This is a genomic window from Kitasatospora sp. NPDC051702, assembly GCF_040681575.1.
Classification (GTDB): domain Bacteria; phylum Actinomycetota; class Actinomycetes; order Streptomycetales; family Streptomycetaceae; genus Kitasatospora.
In genome coordinates this window covers 31,380-50,986 of sequence record NZ_JBFAZB010000042.1, presented here as the reverse complement: position 1 = coordinate 50,986, position 19,607 = coordinate 31,380, and the positions used below count along the sequence as shown (strand labels likewise).

17 protein-coding genes and 3 tRNA genes are annotated in these 19,607 nt (G+C 72.5%); 18 read left to right on the top strand and 2 right to left on the bottom strand.

The genetic code is table 11. From position 1 onward, the window contains the following. Window positions 1-430: 430 nt before the first annotated feature. The 12 genes from dnaN (at window position 431) to AB0N04_RS28935 (ending at window position 13,070) form a co-directional block, all read left to right on the top strand. A complete protein-coding gene (dnaN, locus tag AB0N04_RS28990; protein WP_360212874.1) occupies window positions 431-1,561 on the top strand; it encodes a DNA polymerase III subunit beta in 1,131 nt (376 codons plus the stop codon). 181 nt (window positions 1,562-1,742) lie between these two features. Next, window positions 1,743-2,618, top strand: a complete 876-nt coding sequence (gene gnd, locus AB0N04_RS28985) for a phosphogluconate dehydrogenase (NAD(+)-dependent, decarboxylating) (RefSeq protein WP_360212876.1) — start codon at window positions 1,743-1,745, stop codon at window positions 2,616-2,618. A 72-nt stretch (window positions 2,619-2,690) separates the two neighbouring features. Beyond that, window positions 2,691-3,824, top strand: coding sequence for a DNA replication/repair protein RecF (recF, locus tag AB0N04_RS28980; protein WP_360212878.1), 1,134 nt, complete (start codon window positions 2,691-2,693; stop codon window positions 3,822-3,824). Window positions 3,825-4,030: 206 nt separating this feature from the next. Continuing rightward, window positions 4,031-4,573: a DciA family protein gene (locus AB0N04_RS28975; RefSeq protein WP_360212880.1), complete on the top strand. Its 543-nt coding sequence runs from the start codon at window positions 4,031-4,033 to the stop codon at window positions 4,571-4,573. 257 nt (window positions 4,574-4,830) lie between these two features. Continuing rightward, on the top strand, window positions 4,831-6,846 hold the full coding sequence (gyrB, locus tag AB0N04_RS28970; RefSeq protein WP_360212882.1) for a DNA topoisomerase (ATP-hydrolyzing) subunit B: 2,016 nt from the start codon (window positions 4,831-4,833) through the stop codon (window positions 6,844-6,846). A gap of 58 nt (window positions 6,847-6,904) precedes the next feature. Beyond that, window positions 6,905-9,517 (top strand): DNA gyrase subunit A, encoded by a 2,613-nt coding sequence (gene gyrA / locus AB0N04_RS28965; RefSeq protein WP_360212884.1) that lies wholly within the window; start codon window positions 6,905-6,907, stop codon window positions 9,515-9,517. Between the two features lie 225 nt (window positions 9,518-9,742). Continuing rightward, a complete protein-coding gene (locus tag AB0N04_RS28960) occupies window positions 9,743-10,402 on the top strand; it encodes a DUF3566 domain-containing protein (protein ID WP_360212886.1) in 660 nt (219 codons plus the stop codon). 261 nt (window positions 10,403-10,663) lie between these two features. Beyond that, window positions 10,664-12,061: a cyclopropane-fatty-acyl-phospholipid synthase family protein gene (locus AB0N04_RS28955; RefSeq protein WP_360212888.1), complete on the top strand. Its 1,398-nt coding sequence runs from the start codon at window positions 10,664-10,666 to the stop codon at window positions 12,059-12,061. 16 nt (window positions 12,062-12,077) lie between these two features. Next, window positions 12,078-12,154, top strand: a tRNA-Ile gene (locus tag AB0N04_RS28950). A 126-nt stretch (window positions 12,155-12,280) separates the two neighbouring features. Further along, a tRNA-Ile gene (locus AB0N04_RS28945) sits at window positions 12,281-12,354 on the top strand. 303 nt (window positions 12,355-12,657) lie between these two features. Further along, entirely contained in the window at window positions 12,658-12,786 is a 129-nt protein-coding gene (locus AB0N04_RS28940) for a DLW-39 family protein (protein ID WP_014137031.1), read from the top strand. Between the two features lie 211 nt (window positions 12,787-12,997). Beyond that, a tRNA-Ala gene (locus AB0N04_RS28935) sits at window positions 12,998-13,070 on the top strand. Between the two features lie 106 nt (window positions 13,071-13,176). Here the strand turns inward: AB0N04_RS28935 and AB0N04_RS28930 are convergent. Further along, window positions 13,177-13,977 carry a DUF5324 family protein gene (locus AB0N04_RS28930; protein ID WP_360212890.1) on the bottom strand — a complete coding sequence of 267 codons (801 nt, stop codon included), beginning with the start codon at window positions 13,975-13,977 and terminating at the stop codon, window positions 13,177-13,179. Window positions 13,978-14,171: 194 nt separating this feature from the next. Here AB0N04_RS28930 and AB0N04_RS28925 point away from each other — a divergent pair, with 194 nt between their 5' ends. Then, entirely contained in the window at window positions 14,172-15,050 is an 879-nt protein-coding gene (locus AB0N04_RS28925; RefSeq protein WP_360212892.1) for a rhomboid family intramembrane serine protease, read from the top strand. Window positions 15,051-15,389: 339 nt separating this feature from the next. On the opposite strand, the gene crgA is transcribed toward AB0N04_RS28925, so the two are convergent. Continuing rightward, window positions 15,390-15,641, bottom strand: coding sequence for a cell division protein CrgA (crgA, locus tag AB0N04_RS28920; RefSeq protein ID WP_360212894.1), 252 nt, complete (start codon window positions 15,639-15,641; stop codon window positions 15,390-15,392). Between the two features lie 172 nt (window positions 15,642-15,813). On the opposite strand from crgA, the gene AB0N04_RS28915 reads away from it, so the two are divergent. From AB0N04_RS28915 to AB0N04_RS28895, 5 genes are all read left to right on the top strand, one after another. Continuing rightward, window positions 15,814-16,578 carry a DUF881 domain-containing protein gene (locus AB0N04_RS28915; protein ID WP_360212896.1) on the top strand — a complete coding sequence of 255 codons (765 nt, stop codon included), beginning with the start codon at window positions 15,814-15,816 and terminating at the stop codon, window positions 16,576-16,578. 70 nt (window positions 16,579-16,648) lie between these two features. After that, on the top strand, window positions 16,649-16,828 hold the full coding sequence (locus AB0N04_RS28910; protein WP_280673909.1) for a hypothetical protein: 180 nt from the start codon (window positions 16,649-16,651) through the stop codon (window positions 16,826-16,828). Between the two features lie 63 nt (window positions 16,829-16,891). Next, window positions 16,892-17,557 carry an aminodeoxychorismate/anthranilate synthase component II gene (locus AB0N04_RS28905; RefSeq protein ID WP_360212898.1) on the top strand — a complete coding sequence of 222 codons (666 nt, stop codon included), beginning with the start codon at window positions 16,892-16,894 and terminating at the stop codon, window positions 17,555-17,557. 5 nt (window positions 17,558-17,562) lie between these two features. Further along, a complete protein-coding gene (locus AB0N04_RS28900) occupies window positions 17,563-18,702 on the top strand; it encodes a class E sortase (RefSeq protein ID WP_360212900.1) in 1,140 nt (379 codons plus the stop codon). A gap of 37 nt (window positions 18,703-18,739) precedes the next feature. Beyond that, window positions 18,740-19,558, top strand: coding sequence for a class E sortase (locus AB0N04_RS28895; protein WP_360212902.1), 819 nt, complete (start codon window positions 18,740-18,742; stop codon window positions 19,556-19,558). Window positions 19,559-19,607: the final 49 nt, after the last annotated feature.

Below are 19,607 nucleotides of genomic sequence, written 5' to 3'. Positions count from 1 at the left end.
GGGCCCGGATCTGGGGAAAGCCCTGGGGATAACCTGTGGATACCCAACGTGCCCTGTGGGTAACGCTCCGCTGTCCACAGCGGGCCCTGTCCGTCCACAGCCGCCGTCCACACGCACTGTGGACAAAAAACGGGCCTTGACCTGCGGAAACGGGGTTATCCACGGTTTCCACAGGCCCTACTACTACCACTACACATTTAGACCCATCGACTCGCTTGAAAGTGGGTGGGCCCCGAATCTGTGGACAACCGCGCCCCGACATCTGTTCGGGTTGCTTCCGCCCGTCTGCCCCGTCTGTCGGCGGAGTACGTCAGACTGTCCTCGGCGACTGGAAGCGGAGTGGCAGAGCTCGGCGGACAGCCAGACCGACGATCAAGATCAGACGAACCAGAGTGCGAGCGGGAGCGCTCGATCCAGGAGGCGGTTACCGGTGAAGTTCCGGGTGGAGCGTGACGTCCTCGCGGAGGCGGTGGCCTGGGCTGCCCGCAGCCTCCCGGCACGGCCGCCGGTGCCGGTGCTGGCCGGCCTGCTGCTGACGGCGCAGGACGGCAGCCTGGCGCTGTCCGGCTTCGACTACGAGGTCTCGGCCCGGGTCGAGCTGGAGGCGGACATCGAGGAGGCCGGCACCGTGCTGGTCTCCGGCCGCCTGCTGAACGACATCTCGCGGAACCTCCCCAACAGGCCTGTGGAGATCTCCACCGACGGCCAGCGGGTCAGCGTGGTCTGCGGCAGCTCGCGCTTCACCCTCCCCACCCTCCCGGTGGACGAGTACCCGGCACTGCCCCAGATGCCCACCGCCACCGGCACCGTCTCCGGCGACGTCTTCGCCTCCGCGGTCAGCCAGGCCGCGGTGGCCGCCGGCCGTGACGACACCCTCCCGGTGCTCACCGGTGTGCGGGTCGAGATCGAGGGCGACCGGATCACCCTGGCCGCCACCGACCGCTACCGCTTCGCGGTCCGCGAGCTGCTGTGGAAGCCCGAGCAGTCGGACATCTCCGCCGTCGCCCTGGTGCCGGCGAAGACCCTGCAGGACATCGCCAAGTCCCTGGGCAGCGGCGACAACGTCTCGATCGCGCTGTCCTCGGGCGGCGCGGGCGAGGGCCTGATCGGCTTCGAGGGCGCCGGCCGCCGGACCACCACCCGGCTGCTGGAGGGCGAGTTCCCCAAGTTCCGCAGCCTCTTCCCGACCGAGTTCAGCGCCGTCGCCGCGATCCAGACGCAGCCCTTCCTGGAGGCGCTCAAGCGCGTCTCGCTGGTCGCCGAGCGCAACACCCCGGTCCGGCTCAGCTTCGAGCAGGGCGTGCTGACCCTGGAGGCGGGCTCGGGCGACGACGCCCAGGCCACCGAGCGGATCGACGCCGACCTCGAGGGCGACGACATCTCGATCGCCTTCAACCCGGGCTACCTGGAGGAGGGCCTCAAGGCCATCGACTCCGCCTACGCCCAGCTCAGCTTCACCACCCCGACCAAGCCCGCCCTGCTCAGCGGCAAGGCCTCGGTGGACGCCGAGGAGGACCGGGCGTACCAGTACCTGATCATGCCGGTCCGCCTCTCCGGCTGACTCTGCGGCTGAGCCCGCCCGCGCGGGATCCACAGGCTGTGCACACCCGCTGTGCACAGCCTGTGGACGTCTCCCCCGGTCGGCCCGACCACCAGGAGCCGGCACCGCTCCACCGCGTAGGCTCGGGGCGTGCGGCAACGGCGCCGCCGGCAGGCACGTCACCACAGGTAAGGACTTGGTCATGGAGCTCGGCCTCATCGGTCTCGGCAAGATGGGCGGCAACATGCGCGAGCGGATCCGCCGCGCCGGCCACACCGTCATCGGCTACGACCGCAACCCGGACATCTCCGACGTCGAGAGCCTGCAGGAACTCGTCACCAAGCTCGAGGGCCCCCGGGTGGTCTGGGTGATGGTCCCGGCCGGCGCCGCCACCCAGGCGACCGTCGACGAGCTCGCCGAGCTGCTCTCCCCCGGCGACGTGGTCGTCGACGGCGGCAACTCCCGCTGGACCGACGACGTCAAGCACGCCGAGGCGCTGGCCGCCAAGGGCATCGGCTTCGTGGACTGCGGCGTCTCCGGCGGCGTCTGGGGCCTGGAGAACGGCTACGCCCTGATGTACGGCGGCGACGCCGAGCACGTGGCCAAGGTCCTGCCGGTCTTCGACGCGCTCAAGCCCGAGGGCGACTTCGGCTCGGTGCACGCGGGCGCGGTCGGCGCCGGCCACTTCGCCAAGATGGTCCACAACGGCATCGAGTACGCGATGATGCAGGCCTTCGCCGAGGGCTGGGAGCTGCTCGAGGCCGCCCCCGAGGTCACCGACGTGCGCGAGGTCTTCCGCAGCTGGCAGGAGGGCACCGTCATCCGCTCCTGGCTGCTGGACCTCGCCGTCCGCGCCCTGGACGAGGACGAGCACCTGGCCAAGCTGCGCGGCTGGGCCGCCGACTCCGGCGAGGGCCGCTGGACGGTCGAGGCCGCGATCGACCACGCGGTGCCGCTGCCGGCGATCACCGCCTCGCTGTTCGCGCGCTTCGCCTCCCGGCAGGACGACTCGCCGCAGATGAAGATGATCGCCGCGCTGCGCAACCAGTTCGGCGGCCACGCGGTCGAGTCCAAGTAAGCAGGAAACGCGCCGCCCGGGGGCCCTCCCCCGGGCGGGCACGTCCACAGAAGGCGAGCGCAGTCCACAGCCATGCACGTCGCGCACCTGTCGCTCGCCGACTTCCGGTCGTACACCCTGGCCGAGGTTCCCCTCGACCCGGGCGTGACGGCCTTCGTCGGTCCCAACGGCCAGGGCAAGACCAACCTGGTCGAGGCGATCGGCTACGTCGCCACCCTGGGCAGCCACCGGGTCGCCACCGACGCGCCGCTGATCCGGCTGGGCGCCGAGCGGGCGGTGATCCGCACCTCGGTGGTGGACCGCGGCCGCTCCACGCTGGTCGAGCTGGAGCTCGCCCCCGGCAAGGCCAACCGGGCCCGGATCAACCGCTCCGACAACGTCCGCCCGCGCGACGTGCTGGGCCTGCTGCGCACCGTGCTGTTCGCCCCCGAGGACCTCAGCCTCGTCAAGGGCGACCCGGGCGAGCGCCGCCGCTTCCTGGACGAGCTGCTGACCGCCCGGGCCCCCCGGCTGGCCGGGGTCCGGCAGGACTACGAGCGCGTGCTCAAGCAGCGCAACGCCCTGCTGAAGACCGCCGCGATGGCCCGCCGGGCCGGCGGCGGCAAGGGCGCCGACCTCTCCACCCTGGAGGTCTGGGACGGCCACCTGGCCAGGGCCGGAGCCGAGCTGACGGCCTTCCGGATCCAGCTGGTGGCCGCGCTGCAGCCGCTGGTGACGGCCGCCTACGGGCGGCTGGCGCCCGGCGGCGGGGAGACCGCGCTGGAGTACCGCAGCTCCTTCGAGGGCGAGCTGCCGACCAGCCGGGAGCAGGCCGAGGAACAGCTGCTGGGGGCGCTGCAGGCGGTCCGGAAGCAGGAGGTCGAGCGCGGGATCACCCTGGTCGGCCCGCACCGCGACGAGCTGGTGCTCAAGCTCGGCCCGCTGCCGGCCAAGGGCTACGCCAGCCACGGGGAGTCCTGGTCGTTCGCGCTGGCGCTGCGGCTGGCCTCGTACGAGCTGCTGCGCGCCGACGGCGGGGAGCCGGTGCTGATCCTGGACGACGTGTTCGCCGAGCTGGACGCCGCCCGCCGGGACCGGCTGGCCGAGCTGGTCGCCGACGGCGAGCAGGTGCTGGTCACCGCGGCGGTCGCCGAGGACGTGCCGAAGGCGCTGGCCGGTGCCCGGTTCGCGGTCGCCGACGGCGCCGTCCGCCGGATCGACGCCTAGGGCACCCGCCCGCCCGAACGCCCGAACGCCCGCTCGTCCGGCCGCCCGAGCGCCCGGCCCCCTCCGCCCGGTCGGGCCGCCGCCCCCGTCCGTCCGGTCCCCACCCGTCACACCCGTCCCCCGGGCCCGCGCGCTCCCGTAGGCTGGACGGCTCATCGGCGCGCGACCGCGACCGTTGTCCACAGGCTGGGGAAAAGGAGATCGCCGTGAGCGAGTCCGCGGAGCAGCGGCCCGCCGGGCCCGGTGACGCGGCGCCCACCGGCGCCGACCTCGCCCGCTCGGCGCTGCGGGCGGCCCGGGCCAACGCCCGCCAGCGCGGCGAGCAGGTGCGGGAGAAGCGCGAGGCGAAGCGGTACGGCCTGCGCAGCGGCGCCCGCTCGGACGGCCGCGACCCCGTCCCGCTGGGTGCGGCACTGAACCGGCTGCTGACCGAGCGCGGCTGGGAGTCCTCGGCCGCGGTCGGCGGAGTGATGGGCCGCTGGCCGCAGATCGTCGGCCCGGACATCGCCGCGCACTGCCACCCCTCCTCCTTCGACGACACCGCCGCGGTCCTCACCGTGCAGTGCGACTCCACCGCATGGGCCACCCAACTGCGGTGGCTGGCCAAGCAGTTGGTGGCCCGTCTGAACCACGAGCTGGGGCACGGCACGGTCCGCACCATCAAGGTCCTCGGCCCGGCGGCACCCGCTCGCGGCTACGGCCGGCTGCGGGCGCCGGGGAGCAAGGGGCCGGGCGACACCTGGGGCTGACCGGTGCCGGCCCGGCCCCGACCGGACCACGATCTTCCGGAACCCCTGACAGCCCTTCCAGGCGCTCTGGGCCCCCGGGGCGAGTATCGGGACATGTGCAGAGGGGATTCAGGGCGGCGTATCTGCCTTCAAGGGCTGCCAAACGCCCATCTCTGTCAGTCGTACCGGTAGACTGAGAGCCAAACACTGTTGCTAGTGGCAACCGAGTCGAAACGCCGTGGTCGCACGCTCGCCCGCACGGGGCGGGAATGCGGCCCGTGCTGTGCCAGAGAGGGCGCTTCGTGGCCGATTCCGGCAACCCCAGCCAGACCCCAGACCAGACCGACCAGGCTTCCTACACCGGTAGCAACATCCAGGTGCTGGAAGGCCTCGACGCCGTCCGCAAGCGCCCCGGCATGTACATCGGCTCCACCGGCGAGCGCGGCCTGCACCACCTGGTGCAGGAGGTCGTGGACAACTCCGTCGACGAGGCGATGGCGGGGTACGCCGACACCATCGACGTCACGATCATGCCCGACGGTGCGATCCGCGTCGTCGACAACGGCCGAGGCATCCCGGTGGACATCGTCCCCGGTCAGGACAAGCCCGCCGTCGAGGTCGTGCTCACGGTCCTGCACGCCGGCGGCAAGTTCGGCGGCGGCGGCTACGCGGTCTCCGGTGGTCTGCACGGCGTCGGCGTCTCCGTGGTGAACGCGCTGTCCACCCGGCTCTCCGTGGAGATCCACAAGGACGGCCACATCTGGACCCAGGACTACAAGATGGGCGCGCCGGTCGCCCCCCTGGTCAAGGGCGAGCAGACCGACCGGACGGGCACCACGGTGACCTTCTGGGCGGACGGCGACATCTTCGAGACCACCGTCTACTCCTTCGAGACGCTCTCCCGGCGCTTCCAGGAGATGGCCTTCCTCAACAAGGGCCTGTCGATCTCGCTGACCGACGAGCGCCCCGAGCACGTCGACGAGGACGGCAAGCCGCTCACCGTCACGTACAAGTACGACGGCGGCATCGCCGACTTCGTCGCCCACCTCAACTCCCGCAAGGGCGAGGTCGTCCACCCCTCGGTGATCGACTTCGAGGCCGAGGACAAGGACAAGGCGATCTCGGTGGAGGTCGCGATGCAGTGGAACTCCTCGTACACCGAGGGGGTCTACAGCTTCGCCAACACCATCCACACCCACGGCGGCGGCACCCACGAGGAGGGCTTCCGCGCCGCGCTGACCGGCCTGGTCAACCGCTACGCGCGGGACAAGAAGCTGCTCCGCGAGAAGGACGACAACCTCTCCGGCGAGGACATCCGCGAGGGCCTGACCGCGATCATCTCGGTCAAGCTCGGCGAGCCGCAGTTCGAGGGCCAGACCAAGGACAAGCTGGGCAACACCGAGGCCAAGACCTTCGTCCAGAAGGTCGTCCACGAGCAGCTCAACGACTGGCTGGACCGCAACCCCAACGAGGCCGCGGACATCATCCGCAAGTCCATCCAGGCCGCCACCGCGCGCGTCGCCGCCCGCAAGGCCCGCGACCTGACGCGCCGCAAGGGCCTGCTGGAGTCCGCCTCGCTGCCGGGCAAGCTCTCCGACTGCCAGTCCAAGGACCCGTCCGAGTGCGAGATCTTCATCGTCGAGGGTGACTCCGCCGGCGGCTCGGCCAAGCAGGGCCGCGACCCGCGCACCCAGGCCATCCTGCCGATCCGCGGCAAGATCCTGAACGTCGAGAAGGCCCGGATCGACAAGGTGCTGCAGAACACCGAGGTCCAGGCGCTGATCTCGGCCTTCGGCTGCGGCATCCAGGAGGACTACGACGACGCCAAGCTCCGCTATCACAAGATCGTCCTGATGGCGGACGCCGACGTCGACGGACAGCACATCCGCACCCTGCTGCTCACCCTGCTGTTCCGCTTCATGCGGCCGCTGGTCGAGTCCGGCTACGTGTACCTCGCCATGCCCCCGCTGTACAAGATCAAGTGGGGCAAGGACGACTTCGAGTACGCCTACTCCGACCGCGAGCGCGACGCGGTCATCGCGGCCGGCGTGGAGGCCGGGCGCCGGCTGCCCAAGGACGACGCGATCCAGCGCTTCAAGGGTCTCGGCGAGATGAACGCCGAGGAGCTCCGGGTCACCACCATGGACGCCGAGCACCGGCTGCTGCTCCAGGTCACCCTGGAGGACGCCGCCCGTGCCGACGAGCTGTTCTCCGTGCTGATGGGCGAGGACGTCGAGGCGCGCCGCTCCTTCATCCAGCGCAACGCCAAGGACGTCCGCTTCCTGGACGTGTGACGCCGCCCGACCCGGCAGCGAGCACGTACCAGTCCGCGTGAAAGGAAACTGACCACCAGTGGTCGACGACAACCGTCCCGACGGCGAACAGCCCGAGACCCCCCAGGCCGCCGAGGCCACCGCCCAGACGACGATGCGCATCGAGCCGGTCGAGCTCGAGACCGAGATGCAGCGGTCCTACCTCGACTACGCGATGAGCGTGATCGTCAGCCGGGCGCTCCCCGAGGTCCGCGACGGCCTCAAGCCGGTGCACCGACGCGTGCTCTACGCGATGTACGACGGCGGGTACCGCCCCGAGAAGGGCTACTACAAGTGCGCCCGCGTCGTCGGCGACGTGATGGGCAACTACCACCCGCACGGCGACACCTCGATCTACGACACCGTGGTCCGGCTGGCCCAGCCGTGGTCGCTGCGGATGCCGCTGGTCGACGGCAACGGCAACTTCGGCTCCCCGGGCAACGACCCGGCCGCGGCCATGCGCTACACCGAGTGCAAGATGATGCCGCTGGCCATGGAGATGATGCGCGACATCGACGAGGAGACCGTCGACTTCGCCGCCAACTACGACGGCCGCTCGCAGGAGCCCACCGTCCTGCCCGCGCGCATCCCCAACCTGCTGGTCAACGGTGCCACCGGCATCGCGGTCGGCATGGCCACCAACATCCCGCCGCACAACCTGCGCGAGGTCGCCTCCGGCGCGCTCTGGGCGCTGGAGCACCCGGACGCCTCCAACGAGGAGCTGCTCGAGGCGCTGATCGAGCGGATCAAGGGCCCCGACTTCCCCACCGGCGCGCTGATCGTCGGCCGCCGCGGGATCGACGACTACTGCCGCACCGGCCGCGGTTCGGTCACCATGCGCGCCGTGGTCGAGGTCGAGGAGATCCAGGGCCGCCAGTGCCTGGTCATCACCGAGCTGCCCTACCAGGTCAACCCGGACAACCTCGCGCTGAAGATCGCCGACCTGGTCAAGGACGGCAAGATCGCCGGCATCGCCGACGTCCGCGACGAGTCCTCGTCCCGCACCGGCACCCGCCTGGTGGTCGTGCTCAAGCGCGACGCCGTCGCCAAGGTCGTGCTGAACAACCTGTACAAGCACACCGAGCTGCAGACCAACTTCGGCGCCAACATGCTGGCCCTGGTCGACGGCGTGCCGCGCACGCTGGCGCTGGACGCCTTCATCCGGCACTGGGTCAACCACCAGGTCGAGGTCATCGTCCGGCGCACCACCTTCCGCCTGCGCAAGGCGGAGGAGCGCGCCCACATCCTGCGCGCCCTGCTGCGCGCCCTGGACGTGATCGACGAGGTCATCGCGCTGATCCGGGCCTCGGCGAGCGCCGACGCCGCCCGCACCGGCCTGATGGGCCTGCTGGGGATCGACGAGCTCCAGGCCAACGCCATCCTGGAGATGCAGCTGCGCCGCCTGGCCGCCCTGGAGCGCCAGCGGATCACCGACGAGCACGACGAGCTGCAGCGCAAGATCGACGAGTACAACGCGATCCTGGCCTCGCCGACCCGCCAGCGGGAGATCATCTCCGAGGAGCTCACCGCGATCGTCGAGAAGTACGGCGACGAGCGGCGCTCCACCCTCATCCCCTCCGACGGCGACCTCTCCATCGAGGACCTCATCGCCGAGGAGGACATCGTCGTCACGATCACCCGCGGCGGCTACGTCAAGCGGACCCGCTCCGACCTCTACCGCTCGCAGAAGCGCGGCGGCAAGGGCGTGCGCGGTGCCCAGCTGAAGCAGGACGACATCGTCGACCACTTCTTCGTGACGACGACCCACAACTGGATCCTCTTCTTCACCAACAAGGGCCGGGTCTACCGGGCCAAGGGCTACGAGCTGCCGGACGCCGGGCGCGACGCCCGCGGCCAGCACGTCGCCAACCTGCTGGCCTTCCAGCCGGAGGAGCACATCGCCCAGGTGATGGCCGTCCGGACGTACGAGGACAAGCCGTACCTGGTCCTCGCCACCCGGGCCGGCCTGGTGAAGAAGTCCCCGCTGAAGGACTACGACTCCCCGCGCTCCGGCGGCCTGATCGCGATCAACCTGCGCCAGGACGACGAGGGCCGGGACGACGAGCTGATCGGCGCCGAGCTGGTCTCCTCCGAGGACGACCTGCTGCTGGTCTCCAAGAAGGCCCAGTCGATCCGCTTCACCGCGACCGACGACGCCCTGCGGCCGACCGGCCGCGCCACCTCCGGCGTCAAGGGCATGGCCTTCCGCGAGGACGACGAGATGCTCTCGATGAACGTCGTCCGGCCGGGGACGTACGTCTTCACCGCGACCGACGGCGGGTACGCCAAGCGCACCGGCGTGGACGAGTACCGTGTCCAGGGACGCGGCGGCTACGGCACCAAGGCGGCGAAGATCGTCGAGGGCCGGGGCTCGCTGGTCGGGGCGCTCGTGGTCGACGACACCGACGAGATCATGGCGATCACCCTGTCGGGTGGGGTGATCCGCACCAGGGTTTCCGAAGTTCGTGAAACCGGACGTGACACCATGGGCGTCCAACTGATCAACCTCGGAAAGCGCGACGCGGTCGTGGGCATGGCCCGCAACGCGGAGGCCGAGGACGAGGAGACGGCGGAGGACGAGGTCGCGGACACCGCGTCCACCGAGACGGCCGAGGGTACGGAGACGGTGGCCGGCGGCGACGCCGAGGCCTGAACCGAACCGCGGACCGGCGCCGTCGCGTCCAGAGAGAGGACGCGGCGGCTCCGGTCGCCGACCAGTTCCGGGCAATCCCGCCGGGCGCTGGATGACGAGTGACGAAGCAGGGCGGTGCCGCCGCCCTGGTGGGAAGTGCGGGAGGACCAGGTGAGTGGAGCCACGGGTGCTGCGGGAGGACCCTCCGGCGGCCGTCCGGGCGCGCAGGGCGGGGGTGGGTACGGCGTGCCCCAGCCGCCGGCCGAGCACTCGGCCGCGTCCACCTCGCTGATGCCACCGGTGGGCGGAGCGGGCCAGGGCGGCGCGACCTACGGCGGTCAGACGCCCCCGCCGCCGAGCGCACCGGCGCCCGGCTCGGGCGGCTTCTCGCAGCCGACCACCTACGCCAAGGGGCAGCCGACCCCGGCCCGGGGCACCCGGACCGGCGGCACCACCCCGCCCGGCGGCACGCCCGTCCCGGGCGCCGCGCGCCGTCCGGCCGCGGCCCCCGCGGCCGCCGGTCCCGGCCTCGGCCGGACCCGCAAGGCCCGGCTGCGGGTGACCAAGGCCGACCCGTGGTCCGTGATGAAGGTCAGCTTCCTGCTGTCGCTGGCGGTCGGGATCATCATCATCGTGGCCGCGGCGGTGCTGTGGATGACGCTCGACTCGCTCGGCGTCTTCGACTCGCTGACCAAGACCCTGAAGGACGTCACCGGCTCGGACAGCACCGGCGGCCTGAACCTGATGGACTACGTGGGCTTCGGCAAGGTGATGACCTTCACCGCGCTGATCGCCGTGGTCGACGTCGTGCTGCTGACCGCGCTGTCCACGCTCTCGGCGTTCATCTACAACGCGGCGGCCGGCTTCACCGGCGGCATCGAGCTGACGCTGGCCGAGGAGGACTGACCCCGGGTCGGTTCCTGATCCGGGCTCAGCCCGCCGTCCACGGACGGAATGACCGGGCCCCGCAGGCTGTTCCAGCCTGTGGGGCCCGTCGGCATTTCGGGTGACAGCCGGCCGCCCGCGGCGTGCCGCCCGGAAACGGGCCGGCCGCGGTGGGTTTAGCTGGACGCCGCCCGGTCCAGGTCTGGGAGTGCCGCAGGCCGCCCCCCGGTCCGCCCGACCGGGCCGGAGGACGTTCCGCAGGACGGCTGGACGGAGGCGCACGTGGCGAAGCTCGCAGATCGACTGGTCGGGGCCGTGGAGGGGCTGCTGGGGGTGCCGGCACCGCTGCGGCTGCAGGTCTGGGACGGCAGCGCGGCCGGGCCGCCGGGAGCCCCCACCGTGGTCCTGCGCAACCGCCGGGCGCTGCGCCGGCTGCTCTGGCAGCCGGGCGAGCTGGGCCTGGCCCGGGCCTACGTCGCGGGGGACCTGGAGGTCGCCCCCGACTCCGACCTCTACGAGGTGCTCTCGGCCGTCGGCCGGTTCGGCGAGCTCCCGGAGATCCGCACGCTGCGGCTCGGCCCGGGCGAGGTGCTCGGCGAGCCGGGCCGGCGCGCCCTGACGGCCGTGCTGCGGGCCGGGGCGCTCGGCCCGGAGCCGACGCCGCCGCCGGAGGAGGTCCGCCGGGCCCGCGGACGGCTGCACAGCCGGGGCAGGGACCGCGCGGCCATCAGCCACCACTACGACGTCGGCAACGACTTCTACGGGCTCGTGCTGGGCCCCTCGATGGTCTACTCGTGCGCCTACTGGACGCCGGAGGCGAAGAGCCTGGAGGCCGCCCAGGAGGCCAAGCTCGACCTGGTCTGCCGCAAGCTCGGCCTGCGCCCCGGCATGCGCCTGCTGGACGTGGGCTGCGGCTGGGGCTCGCTGCTGCTGCACGCGGCCCGGCACTACGGCGTCACCGCCGTCGGCGTCTCCATCTCCCGGGAACAGGTCGCGCTGGCCCGCCACCGGGTCGAGGAGGCCGGTCTGGCCGACCGGGTGGAGGTCCGGCTCCAGGACTACCGGGAGGTCCCCGACCGCCCCTTCGACGCGATCTCCAGCATCGGGATGGCCGAGCACGTCGGCTCCGTGCAGTACCGGGCCTACGCCGAGGGCCTGTACCGGCTGCTGGTGCCCGGCGGCCGGCTGCTCAACCACCAGATCGCCCGCCGCCCCGACCACCCCGGCGAGCCCTACCGCCCCAGTCCCTTCATCGACCGCTACGTCTTCCCCGACGGCGAGCTCTCCCCGGTCGGTTCCACCGTGGCCCGGCTGGAGGAGGCCGGCTTCGAGGTCCGGGACGTCGAGTCGCTGCGCGAGCACTACGGGCTGACCCTGCGCGAGTGGGTGGCCAACCTGGAGGCCCGCTGGACGGAGGCGGTCGGACTGGTCGGCCGCGGCCGGGCCCGGGTCTGGCGGCTGTACATGGCCGCCAGCGCGCTCGCCTTCGAGCAGAACCGGATCGGGGTCAACCAGGTCCTCGCCGTCCGCAGCACCGACGCGGGCGCGGCCGGACTCCCGCCGACCCGCGGGGAGTGGCTGCTGGGCCGCCCGGCCGTCGGGGCGTCGCCGCTGGTCGGGGGAGTCCGCGCGGCGGCCCCCGCCGACCCGGATTTGGGGGATCGGCCATCGGTCCGCTAATCTTTCAGTGCGGCAAGGGCCTATAGCTCAGACGGTTAGAGCGCTTCCCTGATAAGGAAGAGGCCACAGGTTCAAGTCCTGTTAGGCCCACCACCGCGAAGGGTCCGGAGCCATGTGCTCCGGGCCCTTCGGCGTTCCGCGCGGACGCCGGCCGGAGCCGGGGGTTCGACCGGATGTCACCGCCGGCCGGTTGTTCCGGTAACCTTTGCCGCGTGGCAGGGGCCTATAGCTCAGACGGTTAGAGCGCTTCCCTGATAAGGAAGAGGCCACAGGTTCAAGTCCTGTTAGGCCCACCTCCACGAGGGGCCCGGAGTGCAGCACTCCGGGCCCCTCGGCGTTTCCCCGGCCCGGCCCGGTCCGGGCGGCCCGACCGGTACGACAGGAGGTGCGGCGTCAATCCTCGGCCCGGACCCCCGGGTTGGCCGCAGCGGTGGCTGGTCACGATTGGGACACCGGTGTGTATCATCGGCCGCAAGGGCGGTCCGGCACCCGACAGCCCGTTTGCGCTCGAAACACATCTGGACTCGTCGGCCCGGTCACTCCGGCCGGAGCACCGGCTCCTGAGTCCGCCAACGCAAGAAGGACGAGGTCCCGCGGTGAAGAAGCTTCTCCTGGTCGCCCTGGTCGCCCTCGGCGGCTTCTTTGTCTACCGTCAGGTCCAGGCGGACCGCGCCGAGCAGGACCTGTGGACCGAGGCCACCGACCCGGTTCCGGCCGGTCGCTGAGCCCGGACGATCTGACGATCGACGATCTCCGGAGGCGCACGACCGCGCCTCCCGGGCCGGCCGGCCCGGTCACCCGACCGGATCGGCCGCGCCCCAGGCACCGCCCGGACACCGCCTCGGCGGCCGGTCCGGTCGGCCCGGGGGGACGGCGCTGGGAAACGCGCCGGAACCCGGTACGCTAGTGCCCGTCGGCACCCGCGGTGCCTGACGAGGGGCATTAGCTCAGTTGGTAGAGCGCTGCCTTTGCAAGGCAGATGTCAGGAGTTCGAGTCTCCTATGCTCCACAGTTCCACGCAGTCGTGACGCAGATCGGCCGCTGACCTGAATCCGGGTCAGCGGCCGATCTGCGTTCCGGCGGGCCCCGCCGGTCGGGCGGGGCCGTTGCGGCGGTCAGTGGTGCTTGCGCGGGTCGTGCGGCTTGGGGCGGTCGTCCTCGGCGGGCCGGCCGGGCGGCGGGCCGGGTTCGGCGTCCCCGGTGCCGTTGCCGTTGCCGGCAGCCGGCGGGGTGACCGCCGGGCCGTTCGCGGCGTCCGCGGCGGTGACCCCGGCCGGGCCCGCGCCGCCCGCCGCGTGGGCGCCGGCCGGCCGGCCGGCCGCCCCGGTCGGGGGCTCCACCAGCCACTCCGGGTTGCTGTGCCGGCGCCACCACTGCCACGCCAGCACGCCGCTGCCGACCGCCACCGCGCCGGCCACGGCGAGCCCGGTGGCGCAGCGGTTGCGGTGCCGGCGCCGGGCGTTGCGGGCGGCGAGGTCGCTGATCTCGGCCGAGGTGACGTTGCCCTGCAGGGCGGTGAAGGCGGCGGCGCCGCGGGTCTGCGCCTCCTGGGCGACCGGGACGACGACGGCCCGGGCGTCCTCGACGGCCTGGGCGACCCTGGGGCCGACCGTGGAGCGGGCCTGGTCGGCGGCGTGGGCGGCGGACAGCCGGGCCGCCAGAGCGGCCTCCTGGGCCCGGTGGAGGGCCTTCAGGGTGCTCTTCTGGGCCTCCGGCGGCAGGCTGGCGAAGAGGTGACCGAACTGCGGCGCGAGGTGCCGGTCGTACTGGACGCGGAGGCCCTGGGCGGCCTGGGCGGCCTTCGGCCCGAGGGCGTCCATGGCGGGGCCCAGGCGTTGCCTCGCGCCGTCCGCGAACTGCGCGGCGGTGTCCCGGGTCTTGGTGGCCGTCTCACGAGCCGAGTCCGAAAAGGTCACGAGTCTCTCCTCCTGGGTGGCGTCCTTTACGCACATATCCACCTGAATGCTGATCATGCATCCTGATTTGTCCACCGGCACTCCGGAGTGGGCCGTCTGCGGGGCCCGGGTACCGGCCCTCGGGGCGCCCGGGGCGCGAAGCCCCGGCAGTAGGCTGACGGCCTCGCTGGTAGCGCACGGGAAGGGGAACGCCGATGCTCCCGGACGATCGGACACCGGAGGCCGCGACGGGCTGCTGCTACCGGCACCCGGGGACGGCCACCGGCGTCCGCTGCACCCGCTGCGACCGGCCGATCTGCCCGGAGTGCATGGTGCCCGCCGCGGTGGGCTTCCAGTGCCCCGGGTGCGTCGGGGACGGGCACCGGGGGGCGCGCCGGGCGACCACCCGGTTCGGCGGGGCCCCGGGCGCGGGCGACGCACTGGTCACCAGGGTGCTGGTCGGGATCAACGCGGTGGTCTTCGTCCTGGCCGCCTACGTCCTCGCGCCGCGGCTCGGGCAGGTCTGGGAGCTGTACAGCGTCGGGCGGGGCGTCGCCGGCGGGCCGGAGGGCGTGGCCGCCGGCCCGGACCAGTGGTACCGCCTGCTGACCGCCGCCTTCCTGCACCTCCAGTGGTGGCACGTCGGCCTGAACATGCTGGTGCTGCTCCGGCTCGGCCCCGAGCTGGAGGAGGCGCTCGGCCGGCTGCGCTTCCTGGCCCTCTACCTGCTCTCCGGACTCGGCGGCAGCGCCCTGGCCTTCCTGGTGTCGGGCGACGGCCTGCGGACGGTGGGCGCCTCCGGCGCGATCTTCGGCCTGATCGGCGCCACGGTGGTGATGCGGCTGCGCGACCGGGGACCGCTGGCCTGGGTGGTGGCCTTCCTGGTGTTCAACCTGGTGATCACCTTCGCCCGGTCGGACGTGATCGACTGGCGGGCGCACCTCGGCGGCCTCTTCGTGGGCGGCCTGACGGCGGCCGGGCTGATGTACGCGCCGCGCGAGCGGCGCGGCCCGCTCCAGGCGCTGACCGTGCTGGGGGCGGTGGCCGTGGTGGCGGCGATGGTGATGATCGGGATGGCCCGCTACGGCGCGTGACGCCGCCGGGGGGTTGTCCACAGCGGGTGCGGGGTTGTGCACAGGCTGTTCCGCGCCCCCGTGGTGAACTGCTGTTCTACGCGTGTCCTGCTGTGCGGTTCCCCCGGACCGGGGGAGTTGTGCACAGCTGTGGACAGTCCGCGGACACCTGGTTATCCACAGGCTGGGGAGACTTTTCCCCACTGTGGATAACCATGTGGATAAGCGCGACAACCCGATTGTCGGGATAGCGCATCGGATGGGCGTCCGGGCCCGGACACGCCTGACCGCCGCCCCGGGTCACGCGGTCCGGAGCGGCGGGAGGGGAGGCCCGGTGCGGGCCTCAGGACGAGCGGGAGGTCACTTCCACTGGGTGGAGACGCCGAACCCCGCGGCGATGAACCCGAAGCCCACCAGGATGTTCCAGTTCCGCCAGCTCTCGATCGGGTAGCTGCCGCTGGTCACGTAGTAGGTGACGATCCACACCAGGCCGATCAGGAACAGTGCCAGCATCAGCGGCGCGACCCAACTACGGCCCGAACTGATCTTCACCGCGGCGGCCGTGGTCGGCGGGGTGTAGTCGGACTTCTTGCGGAGTCGAGACTTCGGCACGAGGAGCTCTCCTGTCGATGCGCTGTGAGACCGCGCAGAGGTGCAGCGGGGGTTCGAGTCGGCGGTGGTGGGCTGTGGGGAACGCTACGGGGACCGTTCCCGCAGTCGCCACCGGCGTCCGTTAGCGTAGTGGCTCGGCGGGTCTTAAGGAGATAAGGGTACGGTGCCTAATTTGTCGATTCCCCCTCGGCCGACCGCCACCCGCCGCTCCCGCACCCGAATTGTCGGACGTGCCCTGACCTGCGCCGTCTTCGCGCTCGCCGGACTGCTCTTCTACATCAGCGCGCAGACCGCCCGCGGCACCGACCTGCGGACCGACAACTCGCTGCTCAGCCTCGGCGACGTGATACGCCAGCGCAGCGCGCAGAACCAGCAGGCCCAGGCCCAGCTCAGCGACCTCCAGGCCCGCGCCCAGGAGCTCACCGGCCAGCAGGGCCGCAACCCCGCCGACGCCGCCCGGATGGACGGCCTGCGGCTCGGCGCGGCCCTGGAACCGCTGCAGGGCGGCGGCCTGACCGTCACCCTCAACGACGCCCCGCCGAACGCCACCGCGCGGATCCCGAACGTCCCGGAGCCCGGCGTCAACGACCTGGTCATCCACCAGCAGGACATCCAGGCGGTGGTCAACGCGCTGTGGCGGGGCGGCGCCGAGGGCGTCCAGGTGATGGACCAGCGGCTGGTCGCCACCAGCGCCGTCCGCTGCGTCGGCAACACCCTGCTGCTCCAGGGCCGGGTCTACTCGCCGCCCTACGTGGTCCGGGCGGTGGGCCGGACCGACGCCCTGCGGGCGGCCGTGGACACCGATCCGACGATCCGCAACTACCTGCAGTACGTCCAGGCGTACGGGCTCGGCTGGAAGGTCCAGGAGAGCGGCGACCTGACCCTTCCCGGCTACACCGGCACCACCGAGCTGCGATCGGCCGGCGGACAGCAGTGACGGGACCGGCCTCCCGGCCGTTGATCCCGGGTCTACTCTTGACCCCAGTCCGCTACGTCGAGGGAGCACCATGTACGGCTGGATCTGGCGTCATCTCCCGGGGAACACCCTGGTCCGGGCCGTCATCTCGCTGCTCCTCGTCGTCGGGATCGTCTACCTCCTCTTCACCTACGTCTTCCCGTGGGCGGAACCGTTGCTCCCCTTCGGTGACGTCACAGTGGACGGCGGCGACGGTGCCGCGGCCGGCTGAACCGACGGCCCGGCCCCTCCACCCAGTCGACCCCGCCCCGCATCCCACGGAGACCACGCGAGAATGACCACCCAGCCGACCCCGCCCCGCATCCTGGTCGTCGACAACTACGACAGTTTCGTCTTCAACCTGGTCCAGTACCTGTACCAGCTCGGCGCCACCTGCGAGGTGGTGCGCAACGACGAGGTGACCGTCGGGCACGCCGTCCGCCGGTCCGGTGACGAGGGCTTCGACGGGGTGCTGCTCTCCCCCGGCCCGGGCGCGCCCGAGGAGGCCGGGGTCTGCATCGAGATGGTGCACCACTGCGCGGGGATCGGGCTGCCGGTCTTCGGCGTCTGCCTGGGCCTGCAGTCGATCGCGGTGGCGTACGGCGCGGTGGTCGGCCGGGCGCCGGAGCTGCTGCACGGCAAGACCTCGCTGGTCGAGCACGAGGACGGCGGAGTGTTCGCCGGACTGCCCTCGCCGCTGACCGCCACCCGCTACCACTCGCTGGCGGTCGACCCGGACACCGTGCCGGACGACCTGCTGGCCGTCACCGCGCGCACCGGGAGCGGTGTGATCATGGGCCTCCGCCACCGTGAACTGCCCGTCGAGGGCGTGCAGTTCCACCCCGAGTCGGTGCTCACCGAGGGCGGGCACCGGATGCTCGCGAACTGGCTGGCCGAGTGCGGTCACCCGCAGGCCGTGGACCGGTCGGCCGGGCTCGCCCCGGTGATCGGCCGGGGCTGAGCGGCGTGACCACGCTGCGTCCGGAGGGGCGTTACCAGCCGGAGGCGGGCCCGTACGACGGGGCGCAGCAGTACGGCGAGGTGCAGCAGCAGTACGGCGGTGCCCAGTTCGGCGGTGCCCCGTACGGGGACGGGTCGTACGGGGGCGGCGCCGGCGCCGAGCCGCACCGTCAGGAGCCGTACCGGCAGGGCCCGGGCGCTCCCGAGGACGCCTGGGGCGTCTACGAGCAGGCCGCGCAGCCCGGGGCGTCCGGCCCGGAGTACCCGTGGCTGCCCGACCAGACCCTCCAGCTGCGGCTGCCGGCCTTCGAGGCCGGGCCGGCCGCCGAGCCCGCCCCGCCGACCGGCGGCCGGGCCGAGCGCCGGCGGGCCGCGCAGGGCCGCACCTCGGTGCGCTCCGGCAACGGGCGGCGCCGGGCGAACGGCCGCGCGGCCGGGCGGGCGCGCCCCAAGGAGTCCAAGGCCGTGGTGGCCGCGCGCATGGTGGGCGAGCTGTGCATCACGCTCGGCGTCGTGATGCTGCTGTTCGTCTCCTACCAGCTGTGGTGGACCAACGTGCAGGCCGACGCGGCCGCCAGCGGCGCCCGCAACCAGCTGGAGCAGCAGTTCGACGCCGCGCAGGCGCCGGCTCCCGGCCAGCCGGCCCCGGACCCGGCCAAGCCGGAGGTGTTCGAGCCCGGCAAGGGCTTCGCCATCATCTACCTGCCCAAGCTGGGCCTGAAGTTCCCGATCGCCGAGGGCACCTCCAAGTCGGCGGTGCTCGACAAGGGCCTGGTCGGCCACTACACGGGCACCGGCATGCCGGCCGACAAGTCGGGCAACTTCGCGCTGGCCGCGCACCGCAACACCCACGGCGAGCCGTTCCGGTACATCAACCAGCTCGCCAAGGGCGACAAGGTCGTGGTGGAGACCGCCACCTCGTACTACACCTACGAGATCACCGGCGGCATCCCGGAGACCTCCCCGAGCAACGTGAGCGTGATCAAGCCGGTGCCCAACGGCGCCGGGTACGCGGGCCCCGGCCGGTACATCACGCTGACCACCTGCACCCCGGAGTTCACCTCGAAGTTCCGCCTCATCGTCTTTGGCAAGATGACCGAGGAACGGCCGCGCAGTCAGGGCAAGCCGGCCGCGATCGGCGGGTAGTCGCCCGGCCGCCCGGCACGGATGGGGAGCAGCGCAGATGACGGACGAGACGGCGCAGTCGGCCGAGCCGGTGCAGGAGGCCTTCCCGCCGCCCGGGGAGGGCCCGGAGCCGGCCCGGCGCGGCCCGGGCCGGGCACTGGCCGCGCTCGGCGTCTTCGGCGAGCTGCTGATCACCCTGGGGCTGGTGCTGGGCCTGTTCGTGGCCTACTCGCTGTGGTGGACCAACGTGGAGGCCGACCGCACCGCGGCCGCGGCCGCCGACCGGCTGCGCGGCGCCTGGGCCGCGGGCCCGACCGCCGCCCCCGCACCGGCGTCGCCCGGTGCGACGCCGGCGCCCGGCGCCGCGCCCGCCGCGCCGTACGCGGCCGGCGACGCGCTCGGCTTCCTGCACGTCCCGGCGATGGGCCGGGACTACCAGGTGCTGATCAGGATGGGCACCGGCGGCGACGTCCTGGCCGAGGGCGTGGCCGGGGTGTACGAGCAGCCCTACCGCGCCGCGATGCCCTGGGACCCGAGCGGCAACTTCGCGCTGGCCGCCCACCGGGACGGCCACGGCGCCAAGTTCCACGACCTGGACGCCGTCCACAGGGGCGACGCGGTCGTCGTGGAGACCAGGGACAAGTGGTACGTCTACAAGGTCGACAACACCCTGCCGGAGACCTCCAAGTACGACACCGGCATCGTCGCGCCCGTCCCGGTCGGCTCCGGTTACACCGGGCCCGGCCGGTACATCACGCTGACCACCTGCACGCCGGTGTACACCTCGCGCTACCGGATGGCGGTGTGGGGGAGCCTGGTGCGGGTGGACGACGTGGACGCCAAGCGGACGCCGCCGCCGGAGCTGCGCCACTCCTGACGGCCGGTCGGCGGGCCCGCGGCCCGCGCGGGGCCGGTGCCCGGAACGC